We start from the raw sequence: 21,368 nt of genomic DNA, 5'->3' as shown, positions 1-21,368 counted from the left end.
AGGTGAGGGAGCATGTGTTTTCAGAATAAAAAATTCAATTAAAATTATGGTAGTAAAACATTTTACAAACAAGTTTTGTGCAATTGCATTGTTTGCTCTTGGTACCTCAGTTTACGGACAATCGGAACAATTGCAATCTTTTTCTTTATCATCTGTTCGCTTGTTAGAAAGTCCTTTTCAAAAAGCACAGCAAACTGATATGAAATACATTTTAGAACTTGATGCCGATAGATTGCTGGCGCCTTATCTAAAAGAAGCCGGACTAATGCCTTTAAAAGACAATTATGGCAATTGGGAAAACACAGGACTCGATGGTCATATTGGAGGACATTACTTTTCGGCCTTATCAGAGATGTATGCTGCTACAGGGAATCTGCAAATAAAAGAACGATTGGATTATATGCTGGATAATCTGGAAAAGTGCCAGTTAAAAAATGGAGATGGTTATATAGGCGGAGTTCCGGGAAGTAAACAACTGTGGGCTGATATTGCTAAAGGGAAGATTGATGCGGGAGGTTTTTCACTGAATGGGAAATGGGTGCCTTGGTATAATATTCATAAGGTTTATGCCGGTTTGGTTGATGCTTATACCTTAACGTATAATGAAAAAGCTAAAAAAATGCTGGTTCGTTTATCGGATTGGTGTTTGAAATTAGTGGACAATCTTTCTGATGAGCAAATCCAACTGATGTTAAAAAGCGAACACGGCGGTATGAACGAAGTTTTTGCCGATGTAGCCGCTATTACCGGAGATAAAAAATATTTAGCATTGGCTGAAAAATTTTCGCATAAAACAATTTTGAATCCATTGTTGGAAAATCATGACAAATTAAATGGATTGCATGCCAATACACAAATTCCTAAAGTGATTGGTTTTATGCGTGTTGCTGAGGTGGGCGGAGATGCTAAATGGGCAGATGCAGCTAACTTTTTTTGGAATACTGTTGTTGATAACAGAACCATTTCTATAGGAGGAAACAGTGTCAGAGAGCATTTTAATCCTACGGATGATTTTTCGTCGATGCTAGAATCCAGAGAAGGTCCAGAAACCTGCAACAGCTACAACATGCTTAAATTGAGTAAGCATTTATTCCTGGCACATCCGGAATCGAAATACATGGATTATTACGAGCGTACTACTTACAATCATATTTTGTCATCGCAGCATCCTGATGGGGGATTTGTGTATTTTACACCTATTCGTCCGCGTCATTATCGTGTGTATTCAGAACCGCAGGAATCTTTTTGGTGTTGTGTGGGTTCTGGTTTAGAAAATCATGGAAAATATGGCGAAATGATTTATGCTCATAATGCGAATGATTTGTACGTAAATCTTTTTATTCCGTCTACTTTAGATTGGAAAGAAAAAGGATTAAAACTTACGCAAAATACCAAGTTTCCTTTCGAAGAACAATCCACTTTTACATTGGATTTGAAAAGAGCACAAAAGTTTGCTGTCAAGTTCAGATATCCTTCGTGGATTACTAATGGAGAAATGAAAATTAAGGTGAATGGAAAAGAAGTAGCAATTGAAAAAGATGCGAATTCGTATGTAACCATTAATCGAAAATGGAAATCTGGAGATGTAATTGCAGTTGTTTTACCCATGCACAATACTGCCGAACAACTTCCGGATCAATCAGCCTGGGTTTCATTTTTACGTGGACCAGTAGTTTTAGCGGCTGTTACCGATACTTCTGATTTGACAGGATTAACAGCCGATGGAAGCCGAATGGGACATATTGCCAGTGGACCCATTTATCCTATTGAAGAAGCGCCAATGCTGGTTTCAAATTCGACTGATTTAGCACAATCAATAATAGCAGTAAAAAACAAACCTTTTACATATTCGATTTCAGATATTACCTATCAGGATCAATTTAAGGATTTGCAATTGGTGCCTTTTTTCCAAATTCACGACGCAAGATATATGTTGTACTGGCCTTATACCACAAAAGAAAAATTACCGGAATTGCAGGCTGCTATGAAAGAAAGGGAAGATGCTAAAATGAAATTAGAAGCACAAACCGTTGATATGATTACAGCGGGTGAGCAACAGCCGGAAAATGATCACAATTTTAAAGGAGAAAAAACCGATACCGGAATTTATAAAGAACGACATTATAGAAACGGAACGGGATTCTTTAGTTATGAATTGAAAAACCCCAAACTCGAAGCCCGTAAATTAAGATTCACTTATTTTGGTTCTGATAAAAATAAAAACTTTGATATTTATATGAACTCGGTTTTAATTGCCTCGATTACATTGGATGGGACAGAAGGCAATCAGTTTGTGGATAAAACAATCGAAATTCTGGCTGAGGTTTTAAAATCGAATGCAAAATTACTGGAAGTGAAATTTCAGGCGAAACCGAATTCGTCTATTGCCGGTATTTATGAAGTGCGTTTGATGAAATAATTTAGAATAGTATTTTAATTTGTAGTGAAGAAGCCTCCTGAAAAACGGGAGGTTTTTTTGTTATATTTATTTTCAATACATATAACGCTGACAGGAATTTAAAAACCAGTTTATCTGCTGAACTAAAAAAGAATATATAAGTAATGCATTTTTAAAAGTTTATAAAAAACAAAAAACCCGAATATTGCTATTCGGGTTTTGTGGTACCTCCAGGGTTCGAACCAGGGACACATGGATTTTCAGTCCATTGCTCTACCAACTGAGCTAAGGTACCGTGCTTGTTGCGGGTGCAAATATAGAACCATTTTTAATATATCCAAAACATTTTTATGAAAAAATCTATTCGTACCTTCGCCCAAGCAAAAACCAAAATATGATAGTAACTGTTGATGTGGGGAATACCCGAATTAAAGCAGCTGTTTTTGAGGGAAATACTAATTTGAAAAACTTTGTTTTTGATAAAACAGTGCTGGAAAATGAGATTAAAAAAATTTTAAAAGAATTTCAGACGATAAATAGTTTAGTAGTTTCTTCGGTAGCAGATGTTGAAAAACAGGCCTTTTTAGTATTTGAAAAGTGGGTTCAGGTTCATTTTGTTTCACATGAAGATGCTTTTCCGTTTATCAATAATTACGGAACCCCAAAAACTTTAGGAATTGATAGGATGGTGCTGGCTGCTGGTGCTGCTTTGTTATATCCAAACCAAAACCGACTGGTAATTGATGCAGGGACCTGTGTGACCTATGATTTTGTAGATGAAAATAATGTGTATCAGGGTGGTGCTATTGCGCCGGGATTGCGGTTAAGATATGAATCTCTGCATGCGTTTACAGCAAAACTTCCGTTATTAAAATTGCAAAGTCCGGAATCTTATGTGGGGAAATCAACTTCAGAATCCATACACTCGGGTGTGGTAAACGGATTGGTCTATGAAATTGATGGTTTTATAGAGGAATATAAAACGGGCTGTTCAAAAATTATCATAATTTTAACGGGTGGTGATGCAGAATTTTTGGCTAAACGATTAAAAAATACCATATTTGCCAATTCAAATTTCCTTTTGGAGAGTTTGAATCAAACATTTCAATATAAAATCAAAAATGATTAGAAAAATTATATCAAGCCTTTGCTTGCTTTTATCCCTGGCATCTTTTGCACAAGAAGGAACTTCATCTCCCTATTCTTTTTACGGAATCGGAGATGTACGGTTTAAGGGGACTGTAGAAAGTCGTTCCATGGCAGGTGTTCAGGTGGAACAGGATAGTATCCATATTAATTTAGATAATCCGGCGGGTTTTTCTAACCTGAAATTGACCACTTTTACTGTTGGAGGTACTTATAATTTGACGACTTTAAAAAATGAGTCCAGTTCTGAAAAAGCAAAAAGAACTACTTTTGATTACCTGGCGGTAGGATTGCCTATGGGTAAATTAGGGGTTGGTTTTGGTTTACTTCCTTATTCTTCTGTAGGTTACAAGATAGCGGTTATTTCTAACGAAGTAAATGGTGCAAACAGTCGTGATTTTGGTAGCGGAGGATTAAACAAAGCTTTTTTTGCGCTTTCTTATAAAGTTGCACCCAATTTTAGTTTGGGAGCTAATGTAGAATATAATTTCGGACATATTGAAACTACTGATATGCAGTATGTTAATGGAGTAGCTTTAGGGAGTCTGGAATTAAATGAAGCTGATTTGTCCGGGGTTAATTTTAATTTCGGAGCCATGTATCAGGCAAAACTAAATGAAAAATTAAATTTTTTCAGCAGTTTGAGTTATAAACTGGAAGGGAATCTGGGGTCTTCTAATTCCAGAGTTATTTCTTCTGTAAATTATAATTCTGATTTTGAGTATTCTGAAGTAGAATCTTCTGATGAGGAGACTTTTTCAAGAGATTTAACGTTACCTAGCGAATTAAAAATAGGTGTTGGAATTGGCGAATCCAGAAAATGGCTTGTAGGTGCTCAGTTTACTTCAGCCAGTAAAGGTGATTTGGCTAATACTTACAATACGATGCCTAATGTCTCCTATGAAAAAGCAATGAAATATAGTCTGGGAGGTTATTTTATTCCTAACTATAATTCTTTTACCAGTTATTTTAAACGAATTGTTTTTAGAGCTGGTGTTAAATATGAAGAAACGGGATTGGTTGTGAACGCTGAGTCAATAAAAGATGCCGGTTTTAGTCTTGGATTGGGATTACCGGTTTCAGGGACTTTTTCTAATATTAATTTTGGATTTGAATATGGAAAACGAGGAACAACTTCGGCAGGTTTAATTCAGGAAAATTATGCTAAGTTCAGCGTAGGACTTTCGTTGAACGACCGATGGTTTGTGAAGAGAAAGTTTGATTAATAACTGCTTAAGAATTTTAAACAGTACTTTTTCTAAATTGCATTATGCGTGTATTTAAAACATATAATATATTTCCGGTAGTCATGGCAATAGCTGTGACTCTGTTTTTTGGGTGCGAAAGTAATTTTAAGAAAGTACAGCAAAATAATTTTACTGAATTTGCTCCCAGTGGTGATGCCGATAAAGTGAATTTAAAATATACTGATTCCGGTTTTATAAAAGCAGTATTGGTCAGTTCTAAGATGCTGGATTATGCTACAGTTGATTTTCCTTTTACTGAATTTCCTAAAGGAATTGATTTGACATTATATGATAACAAGGCTAAAGAAACCCATGTTACTTCTAATTATGCTATTTCGTATAAACAAACAGGAATCATTGATTTGCAGGGAAAAGTAAAGATTGTTTCACAAAACGGACAAATGCTGGAAACGGAGCAATTGTATTATGATCAGAAAAACGAATGGTTTTTTACGGAGAAAAAGTTTAAATTTACAGATTTAAAAGGTGTTTCTAACGGTCAGGGAATTGATTTTAGTAAAGATTTTAAAGTTGTTAATTCTCAAAGAATAACCGGTGAAGTACTAACCGCCGAATAATATAATTTACACATACTATGCGTTATTTAAAATATACCCCTTACATTTATATTCTTTTTGCTTTATTTTTTGTTTATGATGCCATCATAAAATGGAATGACCCGTCTAAAACGCCTCTTTTAAGTCTTTTAATAGCTGCTTTGGGTGTTTTTATGTTCTTCTTTAGAAGAAGATTTGCGAAAAAAATGGAAGATCGCAACCGTAAATCATAATTTATGGAAATTAGTATTATTATACTATGTTTAATACTGTCTGCTTTTTTTTCAGGGATGGAAATTGCATTTGTCTCGTCTAATAAAATTTATCTTGAAATAGAAAAAAAACAAGATAGCTTTATCTCTAAAATACTAACAAGACTTACAGAGAAACCTTCTAAATTTATAGCCGCTATGCTTATTGGTAACAATATAGCATTAGTGGTTTATGGTTTTTTTATGGGTGACTTACTGATGAGCTGGATTCATTCGCTGAGTTATCATTTTTCTGATTTGTTGAATTTATTAATCCAGACCGTATTGTCTACAATAGTGGTTCTGATAACAGCTGAATTTTTTCCAAAAGTCTTTTTTCAGATTTATTCAAATGTGTTAATTAAGTTTTTTGCTGTTCCGGCTTACATGTTCTATTTGCTGTTTTATTTTATTTCCACATTTTTAATTTGGGTTTCCGATTTTATTTTAAAACGTTTTTTCAGAACAGAAGGAGATCAGATTCAGTTGTATTTTTCTAAAGTAGAACTCGGGAATTATATCACTGAACAAATGAGTACAATAGAAGATGATGAAGAAGTGGATTCTGAAATTCAGATTTTTCAGAATGCTCTGGAATTTTCAGGAGTAAAAGCCAGAGATATTATGACGCCACGTACTGAAATTGTAGCAGTCGATTTATACGATTCTGTTGATGAGTTAAAAGATTTGTTTGTAGAAACGGGGTATTCTAAAATTGTAGTCTATGAAAATTCATTAGATGAGATTGTGGGTTATGTACATTCGTTTGATTTGTTTAAAAAACCTAAAAATATTAAATCAGTAGTTATTCCGGTCGAATTTGTTCCGGAAACCATTTACATCAAAGATGTTATGGATTTGCTGATTAAAAAACGAAAAAGTGTAGCAGTAATTTTAGATGAGTATGGAGGGACTTCGGGAATCATTACTGTAGAAGATATTGTCGAAGAATTATTTGGTGAAATTGAAGACGAGCATGATTCTGATGAGGAATTAATAGAAAAAGAACTGGAAGAGGATACCTATCTTTTTTCGGCGCGTTTTGATGTGGAATACCTAAATCAGACCTATAAATTACAAATTCCCGAAAGTGATTCTTATGGAACTTTAGGCGGTTTTATTGTAGATTTTACTAAAGAAATTCCTCAAATGGGCGATGTAATCACTATTGGTAATTACCATTTTGTGATAGAAGAAGCCACAAATAAAAAAATTGAATTAGTAAAAATGACCGTAAAAGAGTGATTTTTTTAGAAAAACAAAAAATCTTTTAAAATAAAACGTTACTTGTATTATTATTAACTAGATAATTGTATTTTCGCAAACTGAATATAAAATTAACAACAATAAAAATGGCAGTTTTATCAAAAATTAGACAGCGTTCCGCTTTAATGATTGCAGTTATTGCATTGGCTTTATTTGCATTTATCATTGGTGATTTATTCAAAAGCGGAAGTTTTAGCAGTACCTCAAAAGATGTAGGAAGCATCAATGGAAAAGATATTTCATTTGAGGATTTTAGACTTAAAGTAAGCAATGTTGAAAAAAGTGGTCAGGGAATCACTTCTACAGCTGCTGCTAACAGAGTTTGGGAACAGGAAGTTTCGGTTGCTTTATTAACTGACGAATTTGATAAATTAGGATTAAGAGTTGGTGAAAAACATATCATTGAAATCTTAAAAGCAGATCAGAATATTGGACAAAATCCAATGTTTTTAAATGCTGCGGGGATGTTTGATCTGACTAAATTTAAAGAGTATTTTAAATCTAATCCTGCACAGGCAGAATATTTGAAACAAAGAGAAAAAGATGCTGAGTTAAATGCAAAATACCAAATCTACAGCACTTTAATAAAGGCAGCTTTTTACACTACTCAGGCTGAAGGTAAATTGAAATATGAAATGGAAGCTAATAAAGCTAATTTTTCATATGTGGGCGCTTTATATTCTTCTATTAAAGATAGTGATGTAAAAGTGACTGACGCTGAGATTTTAGCCTATATGAAAGAAAATAAAAAACAATATAAAGCTGAGGAATCAAGAGGAATAGAATATGTATTGATTGAAGATAAAGCTTCTGCAGCAGATGAGGCTGAAGTGAAATCAAGAATCAGCAGTTTGTTGTCAGGAAGTGTAGTGTACAATCAGGCGACTGGTAAAAACGATACTGTAGCAGGATTCAGAACTACTAATAATGTTATTGAGTTTGTAAACTCAAATTCGGATATTCCTTATGATTCTACGTATGTAGCTAAGAAAGATTTACCGGCTGTAGATGCAGATCAATTATTTAATTTGGCTCCCGGAGAAGTTTACGGACCTTATGTTTTTGGAAATTACTATTGTATTTCTAAATCTTTAGGAAAAAAATCAGGGGTAAATGCTAAAGCAAGTCATATCTTAATTAGTTATGAAGGTGCTCAGGTTCCAAACCAAAGAGAAAAAAGAACAAAAGAAGAAGCAAAAGCAAAAGCAGAAGAAGTATTAGCGCAGGTGAATGCTAATCCGGATAGTTTTATGATGCTTGCTTTCCAGTATTCTGATGATTCATCAGCTCAGCAAGGTGGTGATTTGGGGTATTTTGGACCTGGTCAGATGGTGAAAGATTTCAATGATTTTGTTTTCAATAACGGTATTGGAAAAATTGGTTTAGTTGAAACTCCTTTTGGATTCCACATTATCAAAATAACAGATAAGCAGGATGGTATTCGTTTGGCTACTGTAGCACAAAAATTAGAAGCTTCTGAAGCTACTTCTGATAAGATTTTTACAGAAGCAACTCAGTTTGAAATGGCTGCTGCTGATGGTGATTTTATCAAAGTGGCTAAACAAATGAAATTAACAGTAACACCTGCAATTTCTGTAAAAGCTATGGACGAAAGTTTTGGTCCTTTAGGAAATCAAAGAGCGATCGTGAGATGGGCATTTGGTGAGAATACTAAAGTAGGATCTGTTAAACGTTTTGAAGTAGCTAATTTAGGTCACGTAATTGCTACGGTTAAAAATATTGATGATTCCGGATTTGCTCCAATTGATCAGGTAAGACCTTTTATCGAAACAAAACTGAAGAAAACTAAAAAAGCAGAAATGCTAAAAGCAAAAATGACTGCCGGTTCTCTTGAAGCAATCGCTAAAGCTACAGGAAGTAAAGTGGAGCAGGCTGTTGATGTAACTCTGGATAACCCGGTTTTAAACGGAGGAGTAGGTCAGGAACCAAGAGTTGTAGGAAATGCATTTGCTTTAGCAGCTAATAAAATGTCTGCTCCTATCGAAGGAAATACAGGAGTGTATGTTGTGAAAACGACAAGTATTGTTAAAGCTCCGGCTTTGAAAGATGTTGCTCCTTATGTTGAAAAAGTAAAAGCTCAATCAGCAGGAGATGTTGGCAGAGTGTTACCGGCTCTTAAAGATATCGCTGATATTAAAGACAACAGAAAACAATTTAATTACTAGATTTTAGTATAATTAATTTCATAAAAAAACGTCTCGCTAAAACGAGACGTTTTTTTTATGTCTTTTTTGTTTATTTTAATATCATATCCTGATAAGAAATTATTGTTTTGTAACCTTTAGACTTAAAATAAGTGACAGGATTTACATCAGAAATAACCATAATAAAGTCACCTCCCCAGGCACCTAAACTTTTAATTTCACCTATAAAATCTGAAAATAAATTTTCTTTTACAGCAGCTGTTTCTAAGATGGTACTCATAATCGTTTCATGTCTGGCAATTGCAGCGGCCATTATCGTGCAGTTTTTTGCATGGAGGATTTCATGAGTTATTTTATCTGTTTTAGAAATGTATTTTTCAATATCAGTAGTTTTATTTTTCTGATAATTGGCTATCGCTGTTTTGCTGCTTTGTTTTTTATTTAAATACACAAAATAAATATTCTCTGTAAAGTTCGGATAAAATTGAACCGGCTCTACTTTCGCTTTTCCGTGCTTTAATTGATAAAGTACCGGGGTATTGTTTTGCGCACAGGCAATATCATAACCACTACCTCCAAAGCTCTTATTCAGCAACTCAAAAGCATCAATATTTAACCATTGTGCTATGTTGTTGATAAGTGTGGAAGAAGTTCCTAAGCCCCATTTTTTTGGAAATGTTAATTCGGTGGTGATTTGAAATCCTTTTTCCTGATTCAGAAAATCTGGATTTAAAAGATAAGCTTCGTGCAGAATTTTTATTAAAGTGGTTTTTACTGATTCTTCTTTTGCTGAAACAGGATTTTTTATTTCTGAGAAAGTAATGCTGTCTTCAAACCAAGTGGAACCATCAGCATCAAAACTTTTCCAGTTAATCTCCGCATTTTTACTTTCTTCAATAATTAAGTTTTGACCAAATTTGGTAGGCAATGCCAATGCTTTAGCTCCGTCCAATACCAGATATTCAGCAGTGATTAATAATTTTCCGTTGCTGTAAAATGTTTTTTTTGTATCCATTTCCAAATTAAATTAAAATAGCTGCTATTGTTTTGTTCTTAAACTGTCAATAAAATTAACGACTCCGCTATGCGAAACCACATGGTCTTTAAAATGTTTTTGTACAGCATCACGTTCGTTTTTAGTAGCTTCAAGTTGGTTCAGAATGTTATTCAGATGCATTTTCATATGTCCGTCCTGAATTCCTGTTGTGGTTAAGGAGCGTAAAGCGGCAAAGTTTTGAGCTAGTCCGGCCACAGCAACAATTTCCATTAATTCTTTTGCAGATGGGTTTTCGAGCATTTCCAGCGAAAGCTTTACTAAGGGGTGTAAACTCGTTAATCCGCCTACAGTTCCTAAGGCTAATGGCACTTCCAGCGAGAAACTAAATATTCCGTTTTCAACTTTAGCATGAGATAAACTGCTGTATCGACCTTGTCTGGCAGCATAAGCATGAATACCTGCTTCTACAGCTCTGAAATCATTACCTGTAGCCAGGATTACGGCGTCAATTCCGTTCATAATTCCTTTATTGTGCGTTACGGCTCTAAAAGGTTCTACTTCGGCAATTTGCACGGCCTGAACAAAACGCTGTGCAAAAATTTCAGGATTCGGAATGTGTTTCTCTGCTAATTGTTCTACTGGGCAGGAAACTTCGGCTCTAACTATGCAATTTGGCACATAATTAGAAAGAATGCTCATCACCACTTCGATGTTTTTTTCTTCTTCAGTAAAAAGTTCGTAAGCCTGTGCTTCGGTTTTTAAAATCTTAGCAAATTGTTCCAAACAGGAGTTGATAAAATTAGCCCCCATGCTGTCGATGGTTTCAAAAGTAGCATGAAGCTGAAAATAATCGTCTAATAACTGGGTTTTGTCTTCCAGTCGGATGTCCAGAATTCCACCACCACGCTGTTGCATGTTTTTAGTAAGACTTTCTGTTTCTGAGAAAAATTTAGCTTTTGTCCGGGCAAAAAACAGTTCCAGTTTAGAAATATCTCCTCGGTATAAAAAATGAACCTGACCTATTTTTTCCGTATTGAGAATTGTAGTTTTAAAACCACCGCGGCTAGCCCAGAATTTAGCCGATTTAGAAGCTGCAGCAACTACAGAGCTTTCTTCAATTGCCATTGGGATAGTAAAATATTTATCATTAATTAAAAAATTAGGAGCCACACCCAGCGGAATATAGAAATTACTAATGGTGTTTTCTATAAATTCATCATGCAGTTTTTGAAGTTTTTCATCAGAATTCCAGTATTTTTTTAATAATAAAACGGCATTTTCCGGATTTGAAAAGTAAGCGGAGGCAATCCAGTTTATTTTTTCTTCTTTTGATAGTTTTGAGAATCCTGCTACGGTTTTATTCATTTTCAGTTAATTAAAATATAATGAGCGGCAAAGATACGTTTTAGCCTTTTTATTTTTCATTAAATTAGCATCAATAAATAAGATTATTGTTTTTTATTGGCTGAATTTTAATCAATAAAATAGCTGATATGTATCTTTTTTTTACTAAAATTGGGGTTTTCTATACAGATAATTTAAAATATGAATCACAAGCTGCTTTCCTTCGTTTTGTTTTTGTTGAGTATGGTTGTTTTTGGACAACAAAAAATAACTGTCGAATCTATTTATCGAGGAACGTATCGCACTCAGGATATGGACGAATTACATTCGTTAAAAAAATCCAATCAATACACGGTTTTGAATTATGATCAGGCAACACAGTCTACACAAATTGACTTGTATGATTTTTCCAGTTTACAAAAAACGGCAACAATTGTAGATTCTAAATCAGAAAAAATACCGGCTATTGATGCCTACACTTTTGATTCGGAAGAGAAAAAACTATTGTTGGCCTGTAATTCTACAGCTGTTTACCGCCATTCATTTACTGCAGATTATTATTTATATGATATTTCGAAAAAAGAAATAACACGATTATTTGATTTCCAAATTCAGGAACCCACTTTTTCTCCTGATGGAAAGAAAATTGCTTTTGCCAGAGAAAATAATTTATATGTTTATGATATAGCAGCAACAACGACAACACAAATTACAGCCGACGGTAAAAAAAATGCAATTATTAACGGAATTTGTGACTGGGTTTATGAGGAGGAGTTTTCATTTGTGAGAGCTTTTGACTGGTCCAAAGACAGCAGGAAAATTGCTTACATCCGATTTGATGAATCTCAGGTTCCGGAAGTTTCTATGCCGGTTTATGGAGAAAGTTTGTATCCACAGATGATGACTTTTAAGTATCCAAAGGCAGGAGAAAAAAACTCCGAAGTTTCTCTTCATATTTGTGATATTAATTCCCAGCAAACGCAAAAAGTCAATCTGAGTGATTACTCCGATTTTTATATTGCCAGACTTCAATGGACTAATGATGCAAATGTTTTATCTGCTCAGGTTTTAAACAGACATCAGGATAATTTAGACCTGTTTTTTATTGATGGAAATTCAGCTGCTAAAAAAGTGGTTTTAAACGAAAAAGACAAAGCTTATATTGATGTTACCGATAATCTTACTTTTCTAAAAGACAATAGTTTTATCTGGACCAGCGAAAAAGACGGTTTTAATCATATTTATTATTATGATAAAACAGGAAAACTGAAAAATCAGGTGACTAAAGGGAATTGGGAAATTACAAGCTTTTACGGGATTGATGAGAAAAACAATACGGCGTTTTATCAGTCAACCGAAAACGGTTCGATAAACCGGGGTGTTTATAAGATTGCTTTGAATGGGAAAAGTAAAATAGCATTATCTGATGAAAACGGGACTAATGAAGCTACATTCAGCCCAAATTTTGATTATTATATCCGTACTTTTTCCAGCGTGAATCAGCCTACCACTTATACTTTGAATGAAGTCAAATCGGGCAAAGAATTGAAAGTTATTGAAGATAATGCTGCTTTAACACAACGGTTGAAAGAATACAATTTACCTGAAAAAGAGTTTTTTGTTTTAAAGACAGAGAAAGGAATTGAATTAAATGCCTGGATGATTAAACCAAAAGATTTTGATGTATCTAAAAAGTATCCTGTATTTATGACGCAGTATTCGGGACCGGGTTCTCAGCAAGTAGCGAATCAATGGAATTCTCTGGATGATTACTGGTGTTTAATGCTTTCGCAGCAAGGATATATTGTAGTGTGTGTGGACGGAAGAGGAACTGGTTTTAAAGGTGCTGAATTTAAAAAAGTAACACAGTTGCAACTGGGAAAATACGAAGTTGAAGATCAGATTGATGCTGCTAAAGTGATTGGGAATTATCCTTATGTGGACAAAAACAGAATAGGAATTTTTGGCTGGTCATATGGTGGATTTATGGCTTCCAATTGTATTTTGAAAGGAAATGATGTTTTTAAAATGGCGATTGCAGTAGCTCCGGTTACTAACTGGCGTTTTTACGATTCCGTTTATACCGAAAGGTACCTTCATACTCCACAGGAGAATCCAGGTGGATATGATGATAATTCACCTATTAATTTTGCTGCTCAGTTAAAAGGGAAATATCTTTTAATTCACGGAAGCGCTGATGATAATGTGCATCTTCAAAATTCTATGGAAATGATGAATGCTTTGATAAAAGCCAATAAACAATTTGATTCTCAGATTTATCCGGATTGTAATCACGGAATTTATGGGGGAATGACCCGGATTCAGTTGTTTAATAAAATGACTAACTTTATAAATGAAAATTTATAAATAATCAACGCTTTATGACAAATGACTCAGTAAACAAAGAAGATTTTTTTGGACATCCAAAAGCCCTTTTTATATTGTTTTTTACAGAAATGTGGGAACGTTTTTCATTTTATGGAATGAAAGCTTTGTTGATTTTTTATTTAACTCGTTACCATCTTTTTACAGATGTAAATGGGAATTTGTTAATTGGAAGTTATGCAGCCCTTGTATATGCAGTTCCGGTAATTGGAGGTTTTATTGCAGACCGGTATTTAGGATTTCGTAAAGCCATTGTTTTTGGAGGAATAATGCTGGTATTAGGACATCTTGGAATGGCTTATGAAGGGAATGCTGCTACGCAATCAGTAACGGGTGAAATCACAAGAGATGATTTAGCATTACAGATATTTTATTTTTCACTGTCTCTTATAATTGTTGGTGTCGGTTTCCTTAAAGCGAATATATCTTCATTAGTTGGAGAACTTTATGAAGTGGGTGATAAAAGAAGAGACTCCGGGTTTACCTTATTCTATATGGGAATAAATCTTGGTTCTTTTTTAGCTACTTTAATTTGTGTATGGCTTGGAGAAAAGTATGGATGGAGTTACGGATTTGGAGCTGCTGGGGTAGGAATGCTTTTTGGTTTGTTGACTTTTATTTCAGGAAAAAAATTGTTGAAAGGAAAAGGAGAATCAAAAGTGCCGGAATTATTAGAAAAGAAATCTTTTGGATTAAAAAACGAATGGATTATTTATTTTCTGAGTGTTCTATCAGCATTAATTTTTTGGCAGATGGTGCAGCGACATGAAGCTGTATCTTATTCTTTAATGATAGCCGGAGCCGCTTCGTTTGTTTATATTGTTTATTATAGTATTACACAATTAGATAAAAAAGCCAGAGAACAGTTGATTGCTTTGACAATTTTGATTGTTTTCACTGTTATTTTCTGGGCATTATTCGAACAGGCTTACACATCATTAAATTTATTTGCTGACAGAATTTTGGATAGGGACTTTTTTGGGCACACTATTTCTGCTGGGCAATTTCTAAGCTTTAATGCATTATTTATTATTTTGTTAGCGCCTGTTTTTGCCTGGTTATGGGTGAAACTTGGGAAATATAATCCAAATACGGCTGTGAAGTTTTCTATGGCTTTATTGCTCGTGGGATTAGGTTTTGGTTCTTTGGTTTTAGGGATTAGTTTATCAGGACTTGGAAAAGTAGCTATGATTTGGTTAATACTAACTTACTTTCTACATACATGTGGAGAATTATGCTTGTCTCCTGTTGGGCTTTCTGCTGTAACAAAATTATCACCGGCAAAAATTGTAGGTTTTATGATGGGGGTGTGGTTTTTGGCAACAGCAAGTTCCGAATTTATTGCATCAATTTTAGCAAATATCGCTTCAGTAGATACTTCAAATGGTACGGCTCCTGACTTAAATTTAGCAAAACAAAGTTACTTAGTGCTTTTTGAATATCTTTTTTATACAGGAATTGGTTTTGGAGTTGTGCTATTTGTACTTTCACCAGTAATTAAAAAATTAATGCACGGAGTTGATAAAGAATTAAATAATTAATATAGATGAGTCAGAATAATACAGATCAATTTTTTAAGAGTACCGTTTTAGGTCATCCTGCCGGTTTATTCGTTTTGTTTTTTACAGAGATGTGGGAGCGTTTTTCATTTTACGGAATGCGTTCTCTGTTAATATTATTTTTAACCACTTCTTTTATAGATGGCGGTTGGGGATGGACTCGTGAAAATGCTTCTGCACTTTTCGGTTCTTACGTGGGATTAGTGTATCTCTCTACAATGCTTGGAGGTTATTTTGCCGATAAAGTAATTGGCTTTCGATGGGCAGTTGTTGTCGGGGCAGTTTTGATGACTTTAGGACATGCATCTATGGCTGTTGAAACGGAATTTTCTATTTATCTTGGATTGGTTTTGTTGGTTTTTGGAAATGGTTTTTTCAAGCCTAACATGACCTCTATCATTTCGGAAATGTATAAAGATCGTCCTGAAAAGAAAGACGGAGCATATACATTATTTTACATGGGCGTAAATGCCGGAGCTTTCTTCGGAATTTTACTTTGTGGTTATTTAGGTGAAAAGGTAGGTTGGAGTTATGGTTTTGGATTAGCAGGGATTTTTATGTTCTTCGGAATGCTGCAGTTTTGGCTGTCTCAAAATATCTTCGGTGATATTGGCCTAAAACCGAACAAGGAGAGTAAAGCAAAAGCTGAGGCTTTGGATTTGGATAAAAGAAATCCTTTTTCTCCCTTGCAATTAGTAGCAATAGCTTTCTCTTCAATTGTAGCTTTATTATGGCTTCTAAATGATCCAGCATCAAAAATATCAGGAGGAAAGATAAATCTTTTTTCTTTTCTGGGATCTGATGGGAACTCGATTGCAATTGTTTCGGCTTTGATTGTTTTTATTATATTATTAATTTACAGATTTACACAGTATTCTAAAATCACCAAAGAAAAACTAATAGCAGTAACCTTCTTCGCTTTTCTGACTATTTTCTTCTGGGCTATTTTTGAGCAGTCTCCAAATAGTTTGACCATATTTGCAAGTGATTATACCGATCGTATTTTAGTGGGTAACTGGAGTGTAATCTTTTTGGTTGTCAATTCATTAATTACTATTTTACCTTTAATTATTATTACTTGGGTTTTAATTTTATTATTCAAACAGACTTTCAAATATTATGCTGTTGCCAATATCATATTGAGTATAAGTTTTATCATATTATGGGCAATTGCAATATGGATGCTTACTAAAGATTATTATACTGCAGGATATTTATCCTTATCTGATTCAACTTTGGAAAGATTAAAAATTGAAAAAGTGGCCACTGCTTTAACAGAAGTTCCGGCAACATGGTTTTCTACTTTAAATTCATTATTCATCATCTCTTTGGCTCCGTTATTTTCAAAATGGTGGGAAAGTAAATACAATCCTTCCGCAAATTTAAAATACGGAATCGGAATGGGATTACTGGCATTAGGGATGGCTTGCGTGGCTTTTGGTGCAAATGGTATTGAACCAGGGGCAAAAACAGCTTCAGTAAGTATGATCTGGTTGATTTTGGTTTACCTTTTTCACACAATGGGAGAATTGTGTATTTCGCCAGTTGGACTTTCTTATGTGAGTAAGTTGGTTCCGGCTCGTATGATTGCCTTTATGTTTGGTGTGTGGTATTTGGCAGTAGCTATCGGAATGAAAGGAGCAGGTATGTTTGGAGAAAATATTGATAAAATTGCCAATGAGCATGGATTGAGTTACTTTTTCTGGATGTTAACAATTATTTCAATTTTGGTCGCTTTGTTCTCAATTGGAATGTCTCCGGTAATTAAAAAGTTAATGCACGGTGTGAAATAAAAATTAGGCATTATATTTGTTGACTATTCGAACAAAATAGAAAATTATGAAAAAAATATATTTAATTGCTGTTTTCTGTATTGGTATAGTTTCTGCTCAGGCACAAAAAGAAGAATTAACATGGCATACAGATGTTAAGGAAGCTATTGCAATAGGGAATAAAGAAAATAAGCCATTACTCATGTTTTTTACCGGAAGTGATTGGTGTACATGGTGTATGCGTTTGCAGAAAGAAGTTTTAACAACACCCGAATTTACTAAATGGGCAAAAGAAAAAGTGATATTGGTTGAAATAGATGATCCAACAAGGACACCTCAAGCCCAAGAGATTAGACAGGAGTATAACCAGATTAGAGGTGTGTTAGGGATTGTGGGGTATCCGACAGTTTACTTCGTTAGAGGTGAGAAGAAGGATGAGAAATTTAATTTACAACCACTTGGAAAAACAGGTTATGTTCCCGGTGGCCCGGTTGCCTGGTTAGAAGTGGCTAACGGAATTTTAAGTCAGAAATAAAATTAGAGAATACAATTATTTTAATTGAAAGTATCCCTTTTCGGCAGTAGCGTGAAAAGGGATTTTTTGTTTCTTACAACTCATTTCCCATTGCGGTAACATCGATTTATAATTAGAGCCATCCGCAATTACCAGTTTTGGCTGTAAAGATAAGAGGATACGGTCGATATTTATTTTAGGCGATTGGGTGAGCAGAATAATATCCGGTTTTGTGTTTTCCGGAAAAATACCGGCACTGTCCAGAATAAGAATTTTATTCGCTTTGAAATATGCCACGTGCTGTATTTCTTTTTGATTTTTTATACGGCAAAAATTTGCAATTAAATAAGAGTTAAGCATTTTGTTTTTTGCGACAGCACTATCTTTAGAATAAACAACAACTTCATTTCCCTGTCGCTGAATTATGAGGCTGTTTCTTTTTTGATTAAAAACAAGCCATTCTTCCTGATGCTGAATTTGCCATTTGTTACTTAGGAATGTTAGCTGACATAAAATAATGCTAAGTAATGCGAATGCTAAACTTTTAAAATACGGCTTTTTAAACCAGATTATAAAGGCAATAATTAAAAGGTAGCTAAAAGTAAGCAGACTGAAATTAAAAGGAATGTCTTTGATAATAAATTGTTCAAATGAAGCTACAGTATTGATGATTTTATTCAGTAAATAAATGCTCCATTCCAGCGGTTTTGTTAACCAAAAAGGGGTAAAATTTATTGCTGAAAATGCCATTACTATAATTCCCAGAAACATTATAAAACTTAATAATGGGATAACTGCCAGATTAGTGATGAAAAATAACCCCGGAAATTGATGAAAATAGTACAAACTTAAAGGCAGAGTCCCTATTTGAGCAGCGAATGAAACCGTTAAAATATCCCAGCTGTATTTTGCTGTTTTGTTTTTTGGTTTCCAAAGTTGCGATAAAACAGGTTGGAACCAAACAATAAAAAACACCGCTAAATAACTCAATTGAAATCCGGCATCAAACAGGAAATAGGGCTGAAAAAGTAAGATCAATAATATTGATACTAATAAGGTATGGTAGATATTCACGCTTCTTCTAAGATGTAATCCAATGGCAACAAAAGAAAACATGGTAACCGATCGGACAATAGAAGGCGATAGACCGGCAACGAATGCAAAAATGAACAAACAGCTTAATATTATGCTTAATTTTAAAAATGACCCTTTTCGGGTATTTGGAATTGGGATGAGTATAAAATTTAGAAATAAAAAAATAAAACCAACATGCAATCCGGAAACCGACAAAATATGAATGGCACCTGCATATTGATAATCCTGAACAATCCCGGGATCGATATCCTGTCTTTGACCTAAAATTAAAGCGGCGGCTACTGTTAGTGCTGTTGGGTCAAAATGTGCTTTTTGTAAATTATCAGTTATTCGGGTTCTGATTTTGGCAATGTAAAACCAGCTGTCTTTTTGTAATTCAGAACTTAGTTCAATAGCTGTTAGATTAGCATATATCTGGGCATAGATTTGCTTTTTATCAAGATAACTACCATAATTAAACTGATTAGGATTATCAGGCTTTTTGTTTTTTTGAATATAAGCCTGAATGCGTAAAATGTTTCCTGTCTGTAGTGTTTGTAAAGTACTTTCTTTAGAGATATTCAGTAAAATTTTCCCACTGTAATTTTTATGGTCTATCGATTTAATCAAAGCGATGTAACGCTGATTGTAAGTAGTGTTTTTTAATTTTTCTCTGATAACCAGTGTAACAGAATGCTCTTTTTCAAAAACGGTTTTGTGATTACTGTAATTGTCTTTTTGAAAAGAATCAGTCTGAATTATCAAACTGCTTATTCCGGTAAGGAAAGAAATGAAATAGCAAAGCAGAGAAGTATAGCGTTTGTTCTTGCGGCTTTTGCGGACTAAAAAAATAAAAAAACATGTTAGTAATAAGAAACAAATAAGAAATCCGAAAATCCATTTTGGATTGGGACGACAAGTAAAAGCAGTCAGAATTCCCAGTAGAAAACTTATTGTGATTCTTGCCAATGGAAATTCAAATACTTTCATGATTCTAAAGTACGAATTTTCTATAGAGTAATCTTTTTTTAAGGTAAAATTCTGCTCAGCTGTGTAAAAGTTTTATCATAGTAAGCTTCTTTGGTTGAGGAAATTATGACTCCTCTGGAAGTGGAAGAGTGAATAAACTGCACTTCGTCATCTTTAGTTTCAGTTATAATGCCTACATGATTGATTTTACTCCGCCCATTGGTTTTAAAAAAGATTAAATCTCCTTTTTGAGCTTTCGAAAGATTTTTTCCTAAATCAATTCCCACTTTAGATTGCTCTGCAGAACTTCGCGGGAGTTTAATGTCATATTGATTAAAAGTGGAAAAAACCAATCCGGAACAATCAAAACCTGATTTTGTGGTTCCGGCATATTTGTATGGAGCACCCAGATTCTCCGAGGCAGTTTTGATTATTTTATCAGCCAGATGCAAGCTGTTATTTTTTTCTTTTTTGCCGGTTGCTACTGCGGTGGATTTACAGGAAGTAAAGATAATTGGTAAAAGAATGAAATACAATAACGGTTTTAAAAGGCTTTTACTATGCATTTAAATTGGCAATAATTAATTGAGCTGTTTTTTCGCTTGCTCCGGTTCCGCCCAGCTTTTGTTCTAATATATCGTATTTAGCTAATAGATTTTGGCGGTATTGGGAATCCAGTATTTTAGTTAACTCCTTTTTTATGTTTTTAGTATTGCAGTCGTCCTGAATTAATTCGGTTACTACCTCTTCATCCATAATTAAGTTAACTAATGAGATGTATTTTAAGGTAATAATGCGTTTTGCGATTTGGTAGGAAATCCAGCTTCCTTTATAACAAACCACTTCCGGAACTTTAAAAAGCGCTGTTTCTAAAGTTGCTGTACCCGAAGTAACTAAGGCAGCGTGAGCAATTTTTAACAAATCATACGTCTTGTTAGCAGTAAATCGGATATTATTTTTGGTAATAAACTTTTCGTAAAAAGAAAATTCCTGACCCGGAGCTCCTGCAATTACAAACTGATAATCCGGAAAATCATCTGCTACGCTAAGCATCACCGAAAGCATTTTAGTGATTTCTTGTTTTCGGCTTCCGGGCAGTAACGCAATAATAGGTTTTTCACTTAAATTGTTTTCAGTTCTAAAAGTAGCAGCTTCTATTGGTTTTTGATTTTGAATGGCATCAATAAGCGGATGTCCCACAAATTCTACCGGATAATGATGTTTGTCTTCGTAAAAGTTTTTTTCAAAAGGTAAAATCACATACATTTTGTCTACATCTCTTTTAATCGCTTTAATTCGGTTTTCCTTCCAGGCCCATATTTGCGGAGAAATGTAGTAGTGTGTGGGAATACCCTTTTGTTTAGCCCATTGTGCAATACGCATGTTAAAACCGGGATAATCAATAAAAATAATAACATCAGGCTGAAATTGCTGAATGTCTGCTTTACAAAATTTAATATTATTTAAAATAGTTTTTAAATTAAACAGCACTTCTACAAAGCCCATAAATGCTAATTCCCGATAGTGTTTTACTAAAGTTCCTCCTGTTTTCTGCATTAAATCGCCACCCCAAAACCGGATTTCAGCATTGGAATCTTGTTTGAAAATAGCTTTCATTAAATTAGAACCATGCAAATCACCTGATGCCTCTCCGGCTATAATGTAGTATTTCATTTTAAGCTGCTTATTATAATCAGTATTCAAAATTAACCATTCCATTTTGA

General features: G+C 34.2%; 16 protein-coding genes and 1 tRNA gene. 11 read left to right on the top strand and 6 right to left on the bottom strand.

The window, feature by feature from the left end:
* The first annotated feature begins 46 nt into the window (after positions 1–46).
* A complete protein-coding gene (locus ACSV4D_RS06320; RefSeq protein ID WP_439227544.1) occupies positions 47–2,419 on the top strand; it encodes a beta-L-arabinofuranosidase domain-containing protein in 2,373 nt (790 codons plus the stop codon).
* A 201-nt stretch (positions 2,420–2,620) separates the two neighbouring features.
* Here the strand turns inward: ACSV4D_RS06320 and ACSV4D_RS06315 are convergent.
* Positions 2,621–2,693: transfer RNA gene (locus ACSV4D_RS06315), tRNA-Phe, on the bottom strand.
* A 99-nt stretch (positions 2,694–2,792) separates the two neighbouring features.
* Between ACSV4D_RS06315 and ACSV4D_RS06310 the strand changes: the two genes are divergently transcribed.
* From ACSV4D_RS06310 to ACSV4D_RS06285, 6 genes are all read left to right on the top strand, one after another.
* Entirely contained in the window at positions 2,793–3,527 is a 735-nt protein-coding gene (locus ACSV4D_RS06310; RefSeq protein WP_439227543.1) for a type III pantothenate kinase, read from the top strand.
* Positions 3,520–4,770: a hypothetical protein gene (locus ACSV4D_RS06305; RefSeq protein WP_439227542.1), complete on the top strand. Its 1,251-nt coding sequence runs from the start codon at positions 3,520–3,522 to the stop codon at positions 4,768–4,770. The genes ACSV4D_RS06310 and ACSV4D_RS06305 overlap by 8 nt, the downstream gene beginning before the upstream one ends.
* Positions 4,771–4,814: 44 nt before the next feature.
* Positions 4,815–5,369, top strand: coding sequence for an LPS export ABC transporter periplasmic protein LptC (gene lptC / locus ACSV4D_RS06300; RefSeq protein WP_408081753.1), 555 nt, complete (start codon positions 4,815–4,817; stop codon positions 5,367–5,369).
* 17 nt (positions 5,370–5,386) lie between these two features.
* Complete coding sequence (locus tag ACSV4D_RS06295) at positions 5,387–5,581, top strand: hypothetical protein (protein WP_408081754.1); 195 nt, start codon at positions 5,387–5,389, stop codon at positions 5,579–5,581.
* A 3-nt stretch (positions 5,582–5,584) separates the two neighbouring features.
* Positions 5,585–6,844: a hemolysin family protein gene (locus ACSV4D_RS06290; protein ID WP_439227541.1), complete on the top strand. Its 1,260-nt coding sequence runs from the start codon at positions 5,585–5,587 to the stop codon at positions 6,842–6,844.
* 107 nt (positions 6,845–6,951) lie between these two features.
* On the top strand, positions 6,952–9,051 hold the full coding sequence (locus tag ACSV4D_RS06285) for a peptidylprolyl isomerase (RefSeq protein WP_439227540.1): 2,100 nt from the start codon (positions 6,952–6,954) through the stop codon (positions 9,049–9,051).
* Positions 9,052–9,121: 70 nt separating this feature from the next.
* Here the strand turns inward: ACSV4D_RS06285 and ACSV4D_RS06280 are convergent, their stop codons facing one another.
* Positions 9,122–10,045 carry a GYDIA family GHMP kinase gene (locus ACSV4D_RS06280; RefSeq protein WP_439227539.1) on the bottom strand — a complete coding sequence of 308 codons (924 nt, stop codon included), beginning with the start codon at positions 10,043–10,045 and terminating at the stop codon, positions 9,122–9,124.
* Positions 10,046–10,069: 24 nt separating this feature from the next.
* Positions 10,070–11,392: a hydroxymethylglutaryl-CoA reductase, degradative gene (locus tag ACSV4D_RS06275; RefSeq protein WP_408081758.1), complete on the bottom strand. Its 1,323-nt coding sequence runs from the start codon at positions 11,390–11,392 to the stop codon at positions 10,070–10,072.
* Between the two features lie 180 nt (positions 11,393–11,572).
* Between ACSV4D_RS06275 and ACSV4D_RS06270 the strand changes: the two genes are divergently transcribed.
* The 4 genes from ACSV4D_RS06270 to ACSV4D_RS06255 are packed head-to-tail and all read left to right on the top strand — an operon-like array spanning position 11,573 to position 17,622.
* Entirely contained in the window at positions 11,573–13,738 is a 2,166-nt protein-coding gene (locus ACSV4D_RS06270) for a S9 family peptidase (RefSeq protein WP_439227538.1), read from the top strand.
* A gap of 14 nt (positions 13,739–13,752) precedes the next feature.
* Positions 13,753–15,297, top strand: a complete 1,545-nt coding sequence (locus tag ACSV4D_RS06265) for a peptide MFS transporter (RefSeq protein WP_439227537.1) — start codon at positions 13,753–13,755, stop codon at positions 15,295–15,297.
* A 5-nt stretch (positions 15,298–15,302) separates the two neighbouring features.
* Positions 15,303–17,108 carry a peptide MFS transporter gene (locus ACSV4D_RS06260; protein WP_439227536.1) on the top strand — a complete coding sequence of 602 codons (1,806 nt, stop codon included), beginning with the start codon at positions 15,303–15,305 and terminating at the stop codon, positions 17,106–17,108.
* Positions 17,109–17,154: 46 nt separating this feature from the next.
* Positions 17,155–17,622, top strand: coding sequence for a thioredoxin family protein (locus ACSV4D_RS06255; RefSeq protein WP_408081762.1), 468 nt, complete (start codon positions 17,155–17,157; stop codon positions 17,620–17,622).
* A 15-nt stretch (positions 17,623–17,637) separates the two neighbouring features.
* On the opposite strand, the gene ACSV4D_RS06250 is transcribed toward ACSV4D_RS06255, so the two are convergent.
* From ACSV4D_RS06250 to lpxB, 3 genes are read right to left on the bottom strand one after another with little or no spacing between them, the layout of a single operon-like run.
* Positions 17,638–19,665 (bottom strand): ComEC/Rec2 family competence protein, encoded by a 2,028-nt coding sequence (locus ACSV4D_RS06250; RefSeq protein ID WP_439227535.1) that lies wholly within the window; start codon positions 19,663–19,665, stop codon positions 17,638–17,640.
* A 38-nt stretch (positions 19,666–19,703) separates the two neighbouring features.
* A complete protein-coding gene (locus ACSV4D_RS06245) occupies positions 19,704–20,210 on the bottom strand; it encodes a C40 family peptidase (protein ID WP_408081764.1) in 507 nt (168 codons plus the stop codon).
* Positions 20,203–21,318: a lipid-A-disaccharide synthase gene (gene lpxB, locus ACSV4D_RS06240; protein WP_439227690.1), complete on the bottom strand. Its 1,116-nt coding sequence runs from the start codon at positions 21,316–21,318 to the stop codon at positions 20,203–20,205. Before lpxB ends, ACSV4D_RS06245 begins: the two co-directional genes overlap by 8 nt.
* Positions 21,319–21,368: the final 50 nt, after the last annotated feature.

The sequence above is a fragment of the Flavobacterium sp. ARAG 55.4 genome, assembly GCF_051846875.1.
Classification (GTDB): Bacteria; Bacteroidota; Bacteroidia; order Flavobacteriales; family Flavobacteriaceae; genus Flavobacterium; species Flavobacterium plantiphilum.
This window is presented reverse-complemented; position numbering and strand designations above follow the sequence as displayed.